Source organism: Rhizobium giardinii bv. giardinii H152 (assembly GCF_000379605.1).
Lineage (GTDB): Bacteria > Pseudomonadota > Alphaproteobacteria > Rhizobiales > Rhizobiaceae > Pararhizobium > Pararhizobium giardinii.
Window position 1 is genome coordinate 110,077 of the sequence record NZ_KB902578.1, and the last position, 13,308, is coordinate 123,384.

At 62.7% G+C, this 13,308-nt stretch carries 12 protein-coding genes and 1 tRNA gene; 10 read left to right on the forward strand and 3 right to left on the reverse strand.

The annotated features are described in order from the left end of the window. Positions 1 to 83: 83 nt before the first annotated feature. Positions 84 to 1,358 carry an alpha/beta hydrolase gene (locus A3AY_RS0100570; protein ID WP_420830234.1) on the reverse strand — a complete coding sequence of 425 codons (1,275 nt, stop codon included), beginning with the start codon at positions 1,356 to 1,358 and terminating at the stop codon, positions 84 to 86. A 180-nt stretch (positions 1,359 to 1,538) separates the two neighbouring features. Continuing rightward, a tRNA-Ser gene (locus A3AY_RS0100575) sits at positions 1,539 to 1,628 on the reverse strand. 303 nt (positions 1,629 to 1,931) lie between these two features. Here A3AY_RS0100575 and A3AY_RS0100580 point away from each other — a divergent pair. The 5 genes from A3AY_RS0100580 to A3AY_RS0100600 all read left to right on the forward strand — a co-directional run bounded on the left by A3AY_RS0100580 (position 1,932) and on the right by A3AY_RS0100600 (position 7,890). Further along, entirely contained in the window at positions 1,932 to 2,249 is a 318-nt protein-coding gene (locus A3AY_RS0100580; RefSeq protein WP_018323720.1) for a hypothetical protein, read from the forward strand. 103 nt (positions 2,250 to 2,352) lie between these two features. After that, a complete protein-coding gene (gene msrA / locus A3AY_RS0100585) occupies positions 2,353 to 3,000 on the forward strand; it encodes a peptide-methionine (S)-S-oxide reductase MsrA (protein WP_018323721.1) in 648 nt (215 codons plus the stop codon). Between the two features lie 409 nt (positions 3,001 to 3,409). Further along, a complete protein-coding gene (locus tag A3AY_RS0100590; protein ID WP_018323722.1) occupies positions 3,410 to 4,291 on the forward strand; it encodes a helix-turn-helix domain-containing protein in 882 nt (293 codons plus the stop codon). A gap of 173 nt (positions 4,292 to 4,464) precedes the next feature. Next, on the forward strand, positions 4,465 to 6,621 hold the full coding sequence (locus A3AY_RS0100595; protein ID WP_018323723.1) for a TonB-dependent siderophore receptor: 2,157 nt from the start codon (positions 4,465 to 4,467) through the stop codon (positions 6,619 to 6,621). Between the two features lie 276 nt (positions 6,622 to 6,897). Further along, positions 6,898 to 7,890, forward strand: a complete 993-nt coding sequence (locus tag A3AY_RS0100600) for a BMP family lipoprotein (RefSeq protein WP_018323724.1) — start codon at positions 6,898 to 6,900, stop codon at positions 7,888 to 7,890. Between the two features lie 87 nt (positions 7,891 to 7,977). On the opposite strand, the gene A3AY_RS0100605 is transcribed toward A3AY_RS0100600, so the two are convergent. Beyond that, complete coding sequence (locus tag A3AY_RS0100605; protein WP_018323725.1) at positions 7,978 to 8,187, reverse strand: SlyX family protein; 210 nt, start codon at positions 8,185 to 8,187, stop codon at positions 7,978 to 7,980. Between the two features lie 277 nt (positions 8,188 to 8,464). On the opposite strand from A3AY_RS0100605, the gene A3AY_RS0100610 reads away from it, so the two are divergent. From A3AY_RS0100610 to A3AY_RS0100630, 5 genes are read left to right on the forward strand one after another with little or no spacing between them, the layout of a single operon-like run. Next, complete coding sequence (locus A3AY_RS0100610) at positions 8,465 to 10,000, forward strand: ABC transporter ATP-binding protein (RefSeq protein ID WP_018323726.1); 1,536 nt, start codon at positions 8,465 to 8,467, stop codon at positions 9,998 to 10,000. Beyond that, positions 9,997 to 11,127 carry an ABC transporter permease gene (locus tag A3AY_RS0100615; RefSeq protein WP_018323727.1) on the forward strand — a complete coding sequence of 377 codons (1,131 nt, stop codon included), beginning with the start codon at positions 9,997 to 9,999 and terminating at the stop codon, positions 11,125 to 11,127. The genes A3AY_RS0100610 and A3AY_RS0100615 overlap by 4 nt, the downstream gene beginning before the upstream one ends. A gap of 3 nt (positions 11,128 to 11,130) precedes the next feature. Continuing rightward, positions 11,131 to 12,102 carry an ABC transporter permease gene (locus A3AY_RS0100620; protein WP_018323728.1) on the forward strand — a complete coding sequence of 324 codons (972 nt, stop codon included), beginning with the start codon at positions 11,131 to 11,133 and terminating at the stop codon, positions 12,100 to 12,102. A 2-nt stretch (positions 12,103 to 12,104) separates the two neighbouring features. After that, positions 12,105 to 12,497, forward strand: coding sequence for a cytidine deaminase (locus tag A3AY_RS0100625; RefSeq protein WP_018323729.1), 393 nt, complete (start codon positions 12,105 to 12,107; stop codon positions 12,495 to 12,497). Further along, positions 12,494 to 13,291 carry a purine-nucleoside phosphorylase gene (locus tag A3AY_RS0100630; RefSeq protein WP_018323730.1) on the forward strand — a complete coding sequence of 266 codons (798 nt, stop codon included), beginning with the start codon at positions 12,494 to 12,496 and terminating at the stop codon, positions 13,289 to 13,291. The genes A3AY_RS0100625 and A3AY_RS0100630 overlap by 4 nt, the downstream gene beginning before the upstream one ends. Positions 13,292 to 13,308 lie beyond the last annotated feature (17 nt).

A 13,308-nucleotide genomic window follows, 5' to 3' on the forward strand; every position in this document is an offset into this window, starting at 1 on the left:
TGATTGGGAGGAGAACGAGTTTGGTGGCCGATGGTTCCGAGGGCACGTCGCGTTCCCTCGGGAGCATGGATGGTCGCTTGCCGTCAATTCAGAGGCGCGTTTTCGCCTTGCAGCGTCGCATCGAGATCGCCGGGCCTCTTTTTCGGGGTCGGCCTGAGGTTTCCGGAGAGAAGATGGACCGGAGTTGCGACCGTGGAGGCGGTGATCTTGCCGATGTTGCTGGCGGTCCCAGCGACCACTGCCGTGATGCCGTCGCCAAGGCCGACATCCGAATCCGTCAGCGTCTGGCCGGTGACCAGCCGCTGGCCGATCAGCTGCACGATCTGCGGGCTTTCGGCGAACTTGCCGTGATTCAGCCGGTCGGTGGATTTCACCTTGGTCAGATCGACGACGGTGATGCCGGCAGCTTCGAGCTTGGTCGTGTAGGGTTCCTCCGCCGGATTGATCTGGCCGAGCCGCTGGACGTCGCCGGATATGTAGCGGGACAGCGCGAGCGCCCGGTCGTCCTGCGAGACGAAGATGGTGAAGTTCGGCCGCTTGTCGCCCATTTCGCTCCATTGCCGGGCAAAGACATCGACGTCGATATCCGGCGAGGCGAGAATGACGTTTTCAATCTTTTTCGGCAGCGACCCGTCGCGGATCGCCATCTGGCGGATCGATTCCATCGCCAGCCACGTGCCCATCGAATGGGCGAGGATGGTGATGTTCTTGACGTTCTTGTCGTCGACCAGTGCCTTCAGCACCCTTTCCAGCGAGGTGCGCGAATAGTTGGTGCTTTCCTTGTCGTAGTTATAATCCAGCACCTTGGCCCGCGATGGCCAGGTAAACAGGATCGGCGTTACGTCGGCGCCGGAATCGTGGACGATCTGGGCAAAACGGAAGACCGAATCCTCATAGGTGTTGTTGAAGCCGTGGATGAACACCATGGCATGGCCGCCCTTCGAATGCCGGCGCACCCACTCATGGGCTTGCGCAACCGTCTCGATCGGCTGGACGCGCACCACGGCAAAGTCCGTTTCCGGATTGGGCGGCAGCTTCTTCGGCCACTGCACGGTGCCGGCTGCGCGCTCCTTGCCCGAGGGGATCGAGACGGCGACATCGGTGACAGAGGGATTTGTGCTGCGCTCGCCGGAAAACAGGGTGGCGGGATTGTCGGACGGCCGCCGGCTGGTCGCCACCAGCATGTCGACGACGGCATTGCCCTTGGGTGCCTCGGCAAGATTGAGCGGCTCCATGACGCCCTTTACATGGCCGCCACAGCCCGCAAGCGCGATCGAGAGCGACAATGCGACGGCAACCCGCCGAACGCGCCTCGCCGCTGCTGCCGTCGCCGAGACGCCGCTCGACATTTTTCCCATGACCATGCTTCCATCCGCGCAAACACTGCAAACCGCCCCCGGATTGCGGGCTCGACTCCGCACACAATCGGCAGGCCCCGTCAAGGGTGCCTGGCGGGAAGCTTGAGGGGTCTGGCGTCTATCGCACAGCTTCCCGCCGTATCAATGAACTGTAATGCGTGTCGGGAGGAGCTGGAAAAATGGCGGACAGAGCGGGATTCGAACCCGCGATACGCTCTCACGTATACACACTTTCCAGGCGTGCGCCTTCAACCACTCGGCCACCTGTCCGTTTTGTCAATCGCGCCGGCGGTTGGGTCCGGTGGATCAGAGACAAGCGCTTGCTTTCTCCTCAAATCCCGTTCGGCAGGGCCAGATCGGGGTGTCCGGCAAGTGCAAAACCAGCGGACCGGCGCGATATATACCGAGGAAGCCTGAGGGATCAACTGGTTTCTGACAGTTTTTTGACTTCTTGTGATGCGCGGCGGCAAAAGTGCGGCATTGCACTTCGCAAGACCTCTGCCTATTTCTTGCTGAGCGGGAGAAATCCGTTCGGGTGGACATGGGTTGCCGGCCGATCGGCGGAGGGGCGGTATGCGGTTTTTGCTGCGGTTTGCAAGTTTTCTGGCGCTCGTTGCCGGTGTCCTGGTGGCCTCGGTGGACGCCATCCAGTCGGTCTCGGCGTCCCAGCCGGTGTTGACGCCGCTGTCAACGGCGCTTGCGGCCGGCGGCTCGTCGACCCAGTCGCTGGTCGAGGCATTGGAAAGGCCGCATGCCGGCGGCGCCTTCTGGGATCCGGTGATCCGCTGGTCGCTGCAGCAGCCGGCCTTCGCCCTTTTCCTGTTGATCGCGCTGCTGCTCTGGATGATGGGCTACAAGCGACCGCCGGTGGCCGGCCGCTTTTCCGCCTGAGCGCCGCCCTGCAGATCTGAAGAATGCGGTGCCGGCCCCGAGACCGGCGCGGACGATCGGCGACGAGATTTCCGCCGATTGAAAACAGCCGAAGGAGACAGGCATGTTCCTGACCGAAATGTTCAACAAGAAGACGACGATGCCGGACCCGCAAAACGCTCTGCCGGGCCGCGAAACCGAGATCCCCACCGCCGCGCGCCACTTCGTCAACGGGCATCCGCTGAAGGGGCCATACCCCGCAGGCTGCAAGCAGGTCCTGTTCGGCATGGGTTGCTTCTGGGGCGCCGAGCGGCTGCTTTGGCAGATCCCCGGCGTTTATGTGACTGCGGCCGGCTATTCCGGCGGCTTCACCAGGAACCCGACCTATCAGGAAACCACGACGGGCCTGACCGGCCACACGGAAGTGGTGCTGGTCGTCTACGACCCCGCCAAGGTGTCGTTTGCCGAACTGCTCAGGGTGTTCTTCGAGGAGCATGATCCGACGCAGGGCATGCGCCAGGGCAACGACGTCGGCACCACCTATCGCTCGGCCATCTATGTCGAGGACGACGCGCAATTGGCCGAAGCGATCGCCGCGCGCGACGCCTTCCAGGCGGCGCTGGCAAAGGCCGGGCACAAGGGCAGGATCACCACGGAAATCGCCAGGGCCGGCGCTTTCTATTTCGCCGATGCCGATCATCAGCAGTATCTTGCGAAAAACCCGAACGGCTACTGCGGCCTGCGCGGCACCGGCGTCAGCTGCGCCATCTGACCGTTGCGCTGCCGGGAAGTCGGCTTGTGGACGTCTGCAAGAATGCAGCTTTTCCGTACACGCCATAACCCGCCGAGAGACTTTTGCCCCTCACCCTAACCCTCTCCCCGCAGGCGGGGAGAGGGGACATCCCCGGCCGACTGTTAGCTGAATCGCCATGCGGTGCCGAGAGCCTCCTTCTCCCCGCTTTTGGCGGGGAGAAGGTGCCCGGTAGGGCGGATGAGGGGCCGACGTCAACCGAGCACTGTTGTGATCGGCGCGCCGGGCATGGCGAAAAGGTCACAACTGCCGGAAAGCCCGGCCTTGCGGACATTTCAGCGATTGAAACGATGGGAAAAGTCGGCTAGTAAAACTTGACTATTATTGGCAAGTTTTACCGGTGGCCCGACGCTGCCCCTGAGACCGAGGCATGACCTTTCAGCCGCGCATGAACAACAGGATTTCGGGGTTCTCCGTCATCGGCGGCCTGAACCGGCGGGAGTGGAACGGGATCGTCGCGGACCTGTGGGACGTCGAATGCGCGCCGGTCGCGGGCGGCTTCTACGTGGCCGATGATCCGCGGCTGTTCATCGTGCTCGATGCCAAGGGCGGCGGCCGGCGCAATATCCGGCTGCGCCAGACGCAGGCGGTTGCGGAAGACAGCCGGCGCCAGATGATCTCCTACATTCCCGCCGGCATGGAACTCTGGGCCGAGATGGTCGACGTCAACTATGTCCGCCACCTCGATCTGCATTTCAACGCCGAAACGCTCAGCCGCCGGTTGATGGAAGACCTCGATCCGCGCAAGCTGGCCATGCCGCGCCTGATGTTTTCCGAGCCGCGGTTCCTGGCGCTGGCGGAACTGATTGCTGCCGAATGCGCCAATCCGCAGCCGCTGCACGATCTCTATGGCGACGGCCTGTCGGTGGCGCTGTTCATCGACGTCATGCGGCTCGGCCCCGTGCGGTCGCGCAAGCGCAGCGAACTCGCCGCCTGGCAGTTGCGCCGCTCGATCGACTATATCGAGGAAAACTGCCTGCGCGGCATCCGGCTGGAGGAACTGGCGGCGCTGACCGGCCTGTCGCAGTCCTATTTCAGCCACGCCTTCAAGGCCTCTACCGGCCTGCCGCCGCATCAGTGGCAGATGAAGGCCCGCATCGAGCGCGCCAAGACGCTGATGCTTGCGGGCGATCTGCCGATGAGCGTCGTGGCCGCCGAAACCGGGTTTGCCGACCAGGCGCATTTCACCCGCGTCTTCCGCAAGACGGTCGGGGCGACGCCGGCCACCTGGGCGAAGAGCCAGCGACTGTGACGGTGCGCCCGTGCGATGCGGAATATAGGCCAGAAACGTTCAATTTCCGCATTGAGAGACAATCCCGGCCTTTATAGTTGAGCTAGATACTCAGCTTATTTTCGGGGAATCGCCGGATAGCACGTTGCCGACGGGGGCGAGGGCGTCCGGAGCCAGGCTGGGGTGACGAACAGATGCAGACCAAGGAGACCGGTCTCTACCGGATATTGATGGCGAGCGCGGCGGTGGCGGCAATCGCCATCCCGCACGCGGTTTCGGCGCAGGATGCGGCCGCGACCAGTGCGACGCAGCTGGAGCGCCTGACGGTCGAGGGCGGCCAAGCCGGCGACAGGCAAGCGACTGGCCCCGTCGACGGCTATGTGGCAGAGGCGACCGGCACCGGCTCCAAGACCGCCACGCCGATCTCCGACATTCCGCAATCCGTTTCCGTGGTCGGGCGCCAGGAACTGGAAGACCGCGGCGTCGTCACCAAGATCGACGAGGCGCTGCGCTACACCGCCGGCGTCTCGACAGAGCCCTTCGGCAGCGATCCTGATACGGACTGGTTCTACATCCGCGGTTTCGACGCGACGCAGACCGGTGTCTTTCTCGACGGACTCAACCTCTATTCCTACGGTTTCGGCGGCTTCCAGATGGACGCCTACCTGCTCGAACGCGTCGAGGTGCTGAAGGGCCCGGCCTCGGTCCTCTATGGCGGCTCCAGCCCGGGCGGCATCGTCGATCTCATTCGCAAGCGGCCCCAGGACGAGCCGGCCTATTCGACGGAAATCGGCATCAACAATTTCGGCAATGCCTTCTTCGGCTTCGATGCAAACGACAGGCTGAACGCCGACGGCACGCTGACCTACCGCATCACCGGCAAGGTCGCGGGCGGCGACAATTACAGCGATTATTCAGAGGACCTGAGCGGCTTCCTGATGCCGCAGGTGACCTATGCGCCGGACGATGCCACGAGCCTGACGGTCTACGCCATCGTCTCCGCGCTCGACCAGACCCATGTCGGCAACGGCTTCCTACCCTATGAGGGCACGGTGACGAGCGCCCCCTTCGGCAAGATCGACCGCGACTTCTTCTTCGGCGAACCGGATCACGATTTCGGTCGCTATGACGAGCAGATGATCGGCTACGAGTTTTCGCACGAATTCGACAATGGCTGGAAGGTCACGCAGAACCTGCGCTACAGCCACCTCGACAAGGCCGAGGAGCTTGTCTACCCCTATGCCTACACGGCAACCTATGATCTGGCGCGCCTCGGCTTCAAGCACGACACCTCGGTGGACAGTTTTGCGGTCGACAACCGGGCGGAAAAGGAATTTGCCACAGGCTTCCTCGACCACGCGCTGCTGCTCGGCCTCGACTACAAGAATTTCAAGATCGACCAGACGCAGGCTTCGGCGTTTCCGGCGCCCGATCTCGATCCCGGGGATCCGGTCTATGGCGGCGACCTGCCTGCCTACTCGACCTATCTCGATCAGGTGATGCGGCTGAAGCAGGTGGGCGTCTATGCGCAGGATCAGATCCGCTTCGGTGATGGCTGGTTCGTCACCCTGAACGGCCGCTACGACCATGTCGACACGGAGTCCGATGCGGCAATCGGCACGAGCTACCAAGCGTCCGACGATGCGCTCAGCGGCCGGGCCGGCCTCGCCTATGAATTCGACAACGGCCTGACGCCTTATGTGTCGGCCGCGACCTTCTTCAATCCGCTGATCGGCACGGCCTTCGACGGCAGCCCGCTGAAGCCGGAAATGGGGCATCAGTTCGAGGGCGGCATCAAATATCAACCGACCTTCATCGACGGCCTGTTCACCGCCTCGGTCTATCATATCGTCAAGCAGAACGTCGCGCTGACCCGGCCCGACTTCCTGCAGGAGCAGCTCGGGGAAGTCACCTCGAGCGGCCTGGAACTGGAAGGCAAGGTCAACCTCACCCAGAACTGGAAGCTGCTCGGCTCCTACACCTATAACGACCTGGAGATCACCGAGGACCTGAATGCCGAGCTGATCGGCAACCGGCCCTACCTGATCCCGGAGCACCAGGCCGCCCTGTGGCTTGAATATCTGGTGACGGAGGGTGCGCTGGAAGGCGTGAGCTTCGGCGGCGGCCTGCGCTACCAGGGCGAATCCTTCGCCGACAACGCCAACACGGCCAAGGTTCCCGACGCCGTCGTTGCCGATGCGGCGATCCGCTATGAAAACAACGGCTGGGGTGCTGCGCTCAACGTGACGAACCTGTTCGACAAGGACTACGTCAAGGGCTGCCAGGGCCTCTTCACCTGCGGCTACGGCGACCAGCGGACGATCACGTTGAAGCTCAGCAAGTCCTGGTAAGTCGTCTCGATCACCGGAAGGCCGCGGCACGCCGACGTGGCGCGGCCTTTTGTTAGCTGAATCTCTGCCGCAAAGCCGATGATTTTGCCGCGTTTTGAGCGATTTACCTTTTTTTACCAATTGAAAAATTTCGGGTGAATTTTGATTTGAGGCGTGCAAGGATGCGCGCCAGCCAGACATCCCCTTGAACAGGGAGTGGTGGTTCCGCAGACATGCTCCCGAAGAGGAGCTTGCGGGAGGACCCAACAAGATCAATAGCAACAACAGGGCTGCACAATGAAAAAAACCCTTCTCGGTCTCTTTGCCTTCTCGATGATGTCCGCCACGGCGCTCGCCGCCGACGTCAAGCCGGCGCTCATCTTCGATCTCGGTGGCAAGTTCGACAAATCCTTCAATGAAGCGGCCTTCAACGGCGCGGAAAAGTTCAAGACCGAAACCGGTGTTGAATATCGCGAGTTCGAAATCAGCAACGACGCGCAGCGCGAACAGGCGCTGCGTCGCTTCGCCGGCGACGGCAACAACCCGATCGTGGTCGTCGGCTTCAACTGGGCGCCGCCGCTCGAAAAGCTCTCGGCCGAATATCCGGACACGAAATTCGCCATCATCGACATGGTCGTCGACAAGCCGAACGTGAAGTCGATCGTCTTCAAGGAGCAGGAAGGTTCCTATCTCGTCGGCGTTCTCGCCGGTCTTGCCTCGAAGACGAAGACCGTCAGCTTCGTCGGCGGCATGGACATCCCGCTGATCCACAAGTTCGCCTGCGGTTATGTCGGCGGCGCCAAGTCGACCGGCGCTGACGTCAAGGTTCTCGAAGCCTATACCGGCACGACCCCGGATGCCTGGAACGACCCGGTCAAGGGCGGCGAAATCGCCAAGTCCCAGATCGACCAGGGCTCGGACGTCGTCTATCACGCTGCCGGCGGCACCGGTGTCGGCGTGCTCCAGGCTGCGGCAGATGCCGGCAAGCTCGGCATCGGCGTCGATTCGAACCAGAACGGCCTGCAGCCGGGCAAGGTGCTGACCTCGATGCTGAAGCGCGTCGACGTTGCCGTCTACGAAGCCTTCAAGGCTGCCAAGGACGACAAGTTCGAATTCGGCGTTTCCAACCTCGGCCTGAAGGAAGACGGCGTCGGCTTTGCGCTCGACGAAAACAACAAGGCCCTGATCACGCCCGAAATGCAGGCTGCCGTCGACAAGGCCAAGGCCGACATCATTGCCGGCACGGTTCAGGTTCATGACTACATGTCGGACGAATCCTGCCCCTATTGATCTCTCGGGATCGAATGAAGGTGAGCCGCCGGTCCCCTCTGGGCCGGCGGCTCTCTGTTTCGGCATGACAAAGGTCTAATAGCCGGCTCAGTAATGGGGCGGGCGGGTAATCGCCGGCGCGTCCAGGCTCTGTTCCTCAAGGCTGAGGAACCGCTCGGTCAGCCGGTCGAGTTTGGTGCGAACCTGCTCGACGACCGCCCATTGTTCGGCCAGCTGGTCCGACAGTTCTTCGATGGTCTTTGCCTGATGCGCGATCGTTTCCTCGAGCCGAGTGATGCGTTCGTTGTATTCGCTCATGGGTTTCCTCGGCAATCCGTTCCTGTGCAGGCGCTTTCCCTATCATATCCACATGTAGGATACAGGCTGCGCCGCCGCTATATTGCGTTTCGGTCACAGACGCGCAAATCGCGCTGGACTCTCCCCAATGAACTGGGAAGAGTAGACAAACCAGTGATTTTTGGGCTTCCGTGTCCAAAATTCGATGCTAAACTTATACCAATTGGTAAAAAAATCGATGCCTGGGCCGCTGCCATCGGAGCGGAAAACCGGGCCGACTTGGGGAACGTGGGTCAATATGAGCGATATTGCCATTGAGTTGCGTGGCATCGACAAGAGCTTCGGCCTTGTCCACGCCAACAAGAACATCAATCTGACCGTCCGCAAGGGCACCATCCACGGCATCATCGGCGAAAACGGCGCCGGCAAGTCGACGCTGATGTCGATCCTCTACGGCTTTTACCAGGCCGACAGCGGCGACATTCTGGTCGGTGGCAACAGGGTCACGATCAAGGATCCGAACGCCGCGATCTCGAGCGGCATCGGCATGGTCCACCAGCATTTCATGCTGGTCGAGAACTTTACCGTGCTCGAAAACGTCATGCTCGGTGCCGAAGACAGCCAGATCCTCAATACCAGCATTTCCAAGGCCCGCGTCGAGCTGAAGCGGCTGGAAAAGGAATATGCGCTGGAGGTCAATCCCGACGCGCTGATCGAGGAATTGCCGGTTGGCCTGCAGCAGCGCGTCGAGATCCTGAAGGCGCTCTACCGGAAGGCCGATATTCTCATTCTCGACGAGCCGACCGGCGTTTTGACCCCGCCGGAGGCCGATCACCTGTTCCGCATTCTCGGCCAGCTGAAGGATCAGGGAAAGACGATCATCTTCATCACCCACAAGCTGCGCGAGATCATGGCGATCACCGACGAGGTCTCTGTCATGCGCCGCGGCGAGATGGTGGCGACCCGCAAGACGAAGGACACGTCTGTCGAGGAACTGGCCGAGCTGATGGTCGGCCGCCGGGTGTTGCTGCGCGTCGACAAGGGCGAGGCCAATCCGGGTGCGGTCAAGCTGGCGGTCGAAAACCTGACGGTTCGCGACAGCCGCGGCGTCACCATGGTCGACAACGTCTCCTTCACGTTGCGCGCCGGCGAAATCGTCGGCATCGCCGGCGTGGCGGGCAACGGCCAGTCGGAATTGCTCGAGGCGATTTCGGGCATTCGCAGGGCTGTCAGCGGCACGGTGCTGCTCAACGGCAAGCCGATCGACGTGACCGGCCATGCCGATCCTGGCGACCTGCGCAACCGCGGTCTCGCCCATGTGCCGGAAGACCGCCACCATGTCGGCCTCGTGCTGAAGTTCGATGAGGCCGAGAACGGCATTCTCGGCTACCACAATGACAAGCGCTACCTGAACGGCGTCTTCCTCGACACCAAGGCGATCCAGGCCGACGCCGAGGAAAAGATCAGGAAATACGACATCAGGCCGCCCAATCCGCGGCTGAAGACGGCGAATTTCTCCGGCGGCAACCAGCAGAAGATCGTGCTGGCGCGGGAAATGGAGCGCGGGCCGGACGTGCTGATCATCGGCCAGCCGACGCGCGGCGTCGATGTCGGCGCCATCGAATTCATCCACAAGCGGATCATCGAGATGCGCGACCAGGGCAAGGCAGTCCTGCTCGTTTCCGTCGAGCTCGACGAGATCCGCGCCCTGTCCGACCGCATCATCGTCATGTTCGCGGGCCGCGTCGTCGGCGAGCGGGAGCCGGATGCGACCGAAGGGGAACTGGGCCTCTTGATGGCCGGTGTCGAAGGCCGCAAGGAGGCCGCCGAATGAGCAATCCATACGCAAAGCTGCCGGCCTGGGCCGAATATGGCCTGATCCCGCTGGTCAACCTCGTCGTCGCCTTCCTGGTGGCGGGGCTCGTCGTGCTCCTGGTCGGCGAAAACCCCCTGAATGCCGCCTATCACATGATCAACGGTGCCTTCGGCCGCGGCGAATATATCGGCTTCACGCTCTACTACGCGACGACCTTCATCTTCACCGGCCTGTCGGTCGCCGTGGCCTTCCACGCCGGCCTGTTCAATATCGGCAGTGAAGGCCAGGCCTATATCGGCGGCATCGGCGTGGCGCTCGCCTGTCTCTGGCTCGACAAGACCATGCCCTGGTTCGTCGTTTTCCCGCTGGCGATCGTCGGTTCGGCCGCCTTCGGCGCGCTCTGGGCGTTCCTGCCCGGCTGGCTGCAGGCCAAGCGCGGCAGCCATGTGGTCATCACCACCATCATGTTCAACTTCATTGCCTCGAGCCTGATGGTCTATCTGTTGACCCGCGTTCTGAAGCCGCTCGGCTCCATGGCGCCGCAGACCCGGACTTTCGAGGCGGGCGGCCAGTTGCCGAAGCTCGACTGGCTGTTATCGGTGTTCGGGCTCGAGGTCGGCAACGCGCCGTTCAACGTCTCCTTCCTGCTTGCCCTTCTCGCCGCATTTGGCGTCTGGGTGCTGATCTGGCGCACCAAGCTCGGCTACGAGATGCGCACCATGGGCTTCAGCCCCTCGGCCGCCCGATACGCCGGGATGAAGGAAGCCCGCATCACCGTCATCGTCATGATGATTTCCGGCGGCCTCGCCGGCCTGATGGCTTTGAACCCGATCATGGGCGAGCAGTTCCGCATGCAACTGGACTTCGTCCAGGGCGCCGGCTTCGTCGGCATCGCGGTTGCGCTGATGGGCCGATCGCATCCGGCAGGCATCATTCCGGCGGCGATCCTGTTCGGCATGCTCTACCAGGGCGGCGCTGAAATAGCCTTCGAAATGCCCTCCATCTCGCGCGACATGATCGTCATCATTCAGGGCCTCGTCATCCTGTTTGCCGGCGCACTCGAAAACATGTTCCGCCCGGCAATCGGTCGCGGTTTTGCCACGTTCGGCCGGCGCTTCCCGGTCGCCGCAGAGAGGGGAGCGTAAGCCATGGAGTTTTTCGACACGATCGTCGCGATCCTCGAATCCACCATCCGCGTCTCCGTCCCGCTGATTTTCGCGGCACTTGCCGGCCTGTTCACCGAGCGGGCAGGAGTGTTCGACATCGGGCTGGAGGGCAAGATGCTGGGTGCAGCCTTTGCCGCCGGCGCGGTGGCTGCCGTCACCGGCTCCGTGCTGATGGGGCTGCTGGCGGCGATCCTGATCTCGGTGCTGCTCTCGCTGGTGCATGGCTATGCCTCGATCACCCAGCGCGGCAGCCAGATCGTCTCGGGCGTCGCCATCAACTTCATCGTCGCCGGCTCGACGGTCATTCTCGGTGAAGCCTGGTTCAGGCAGGGCGGCCGCACGCCGGCACTGGACGCCGACGCCCGCTTCCAGACGGTGACGTTCCCCTTCGCCGATGCGGTGAAGGACGTGCCGATCTTCGGGCCGATCTATTCCAACCTGCTCTCCGGACATTTCATTCTCACCTATGTTGCCTTCCTGCTCGTGCCCTTCAGCTGGTGGGTGCTCTACCGTACCCGCTTCGGCCTGCGTCTGCGTGCCGTCGGGGAAAATCCGGGTGCGGTCGATACGGCGGGCATTTCGGTGATCTGGCTGCGTTATCGTGCGGTCATCTGCTGCGGCATCCTCTGCGGTTTCGCCGGCGCCTATCTGTCGCTTGCCATGAGCGCCGGTTTCGTCAAGGGCATGACGGCGGGCAAGGGCTATATCGCGCTCGCCGCCCTGATCTTCGCCAAGTGGCGGCCGGTCAACATCATGATGGCCTGCCTGCTGTTCGGCTTTCTCGATGCACTGGCGATCCGGCTGCAGGGCAATCCGCTGCCCTTCATCGGCCAGGTACCCGTGCAACTGATGCAGGCGCTGCCCTATATCCTGACCGTCATCCTGCTCGCCGGCTTCATCGGCAAGGCGGTCCCGCCGAAGGCCGGCGGCGTACCCTATGTGAAGGAGCGTTGATCATGGAAAGCGAGCTTTTCGAAGCCGCCCGCGCGGCGATGGCGAAGGCCCATGCCCCCTATTCCAAATTTCCCGTCGGGGCCGCCATCCGCGCCGAGGACGGCAAGATCTATAGCGGCGCCAACATCGAGAACCTGTCCTTTCCGGAGGGCTGGTGCGCCGAGACGACGGCGATCAGCCATATGGTCATGGCTGGCCAGTGCAAGATCCTCGAGGTTGCCGTCATTGCCGAGAAACTGGCGCTCTGCCCGCCCTGCGGCGGCTGCCGCCAGCGGCTTGCCGAGTTCTCCGGCGCCTCGACCCGCATCTTTCTGTGCGACGAGACCGGCGTGAAGAAGACGCTTTCGATGTCCGAACTGCTGCCGCATTCTTTCGAGACCGAGATCCTCGGATGACCGCCGCGGCCGATATGCTCAGGACCCGGCTTTCCGGGCTTTCGCCACGCTACGGCATCGTGCTCGGTTCGGGCCTCGGCTCGCTCGTCGAGGCCGTCGTCGATCCGGAGCGGATTCCCTATGCCGATATTCCGGGCTTCCCGGTCAGCGCCGTCTCCGGCCATGCGGGCGAACTGGTCGCCGGCACGATCGGCGGCGTTGCAGTCATCGTGCTTTCAGGCCGCGTGCATTTCTACGAGCGTGGCGATGCCAATGCCATGCGCGGCCCGATCGAGGCGCTGAAGGCCCTTGGCGTCGAGACACTGATCCTCACCAATTCGGCCGGTTCCCTGCGCGAGGACCTGCCACCGGGCTCGGTGATGCAGATCACCGACCACATCAACTTTTCCGGCGCCAGCCCGCTGATCGGCGTCGAGAGCGACGACCGTTTCGTCGGCCTGACCTCCGCCTACGATGGCGAACTGGCCGAGCGCATGCGCGCTGCGGCAGTCAAGCTCGATATTCCGCTCGGCTCGGGCGTCTACATGTGGTTCTCCGGCCCGAATTTCGAAACACCGGCCGAAATCCGCATGGCACGCATTCTCGGCGCCGATGCGGTCGGCATGTCGACGGTGCCGGAGGTCATTCTGGCGCGGTTCTTCGGGTTGAGGGTCGCGGCGGCCTCGGTGATCACCAATTTCGGGGCGGGCATGACGGGTGGTGAACTCAGCCATCATGAAACCAAGGACATGGCGCCGATCGGCGGGCGCCGCCTTGCCGCCATCCTGACGGAAATGATCTCGGCCAAGGCCTGACGGGCGGCCTGCGTGCG

Bases quoted from the DNA above. Each gene is read 5' to 3' on its own strand.
- A3AY_RS0100605 (WP_018323725.1), bottom strand. From the start codon at position 8,187: ATGAGCGAATACAACGAACGCATCACTCGGCTCGAGGAAACGATCGCG.
- A3AY_RS0100625 (WP_018323729.1), top strand. From the start codon at position 12,105: ATGGAAAGCGAGCTTTTCGAAGCCGCCCGCGCGGCGATGGCGAAGGCC.
- A3AY_RS0100610 (WP_018323726.1), top strand. From the start codon at position 8,465: ATGAGCGATATTGCCATTGAGTTGCGTGGCATCGACAAGAGCTTCGGC.
- A3AY_RS0100570 (WP_420830234.1), bottom strand. From the start codon at position 1,358: ATGGGAAAAATGTCGAGCGGCGTCTCGGCGACGGCAGCAGCGGCGAGG.
- A3AY_RS0100615 (WP_018323727.1), top strand. From the start codon at position 9,997: ATGAGCAATCCATACGCAAAGCTGCCGGCCTGGGCCGAATATGGCCTG.
- A3AY_RS0100580 (WP_018323720.1), top strand. From the start codon at position 1,932: ATGCGGTTTTTGCTGCGGTTTGCAAGTTTTCTGGCGCTCGTTGCCGGT.
- A3AY_RS0100600 (WP_018323724.1), top strand. From the start codon at position 6,898: ATGAAAAAAACCCTTCTCGGTCTCTTTGCCTTCTCGATGATGTCCGCC.
- msrA (WP_018323721.1), top strand. From the start codon at position 2,353: ATGTTCCTGACCGAAATGTTCAACAAGAAGACGACGATGCCGGACCCG.
- A3AY_RS0100630 (WP_018323730.1), top strand. From the start codon at position 12,494: ATGACCGCCGCGGCCGATATGCTCAGGACCCGGCTTTCCGGGCTTTCG.
- A3AY_RS0100595 (WP_018323723.1), top strand. From the start codon at position 4,465: ATGCAGACCAAGGAGACCGGTCTCTACCGGATATTGATGGCGAGCGCG.
- A3AY_RS0100620 (WP_018323728.1), top strand. From the start codon at position 11,131: ATGGAGTTTTTCGACACGATCGTCGCGATCCTCGAATCCACCATCCGC.
- A3AY_RS0100590 (WP_018323722.1), top strand. From the start codon at position 3,410: ATGACCTTTCAGCCGCGCATGAACAACAGGATTTCGGGGTTCTCCGTC.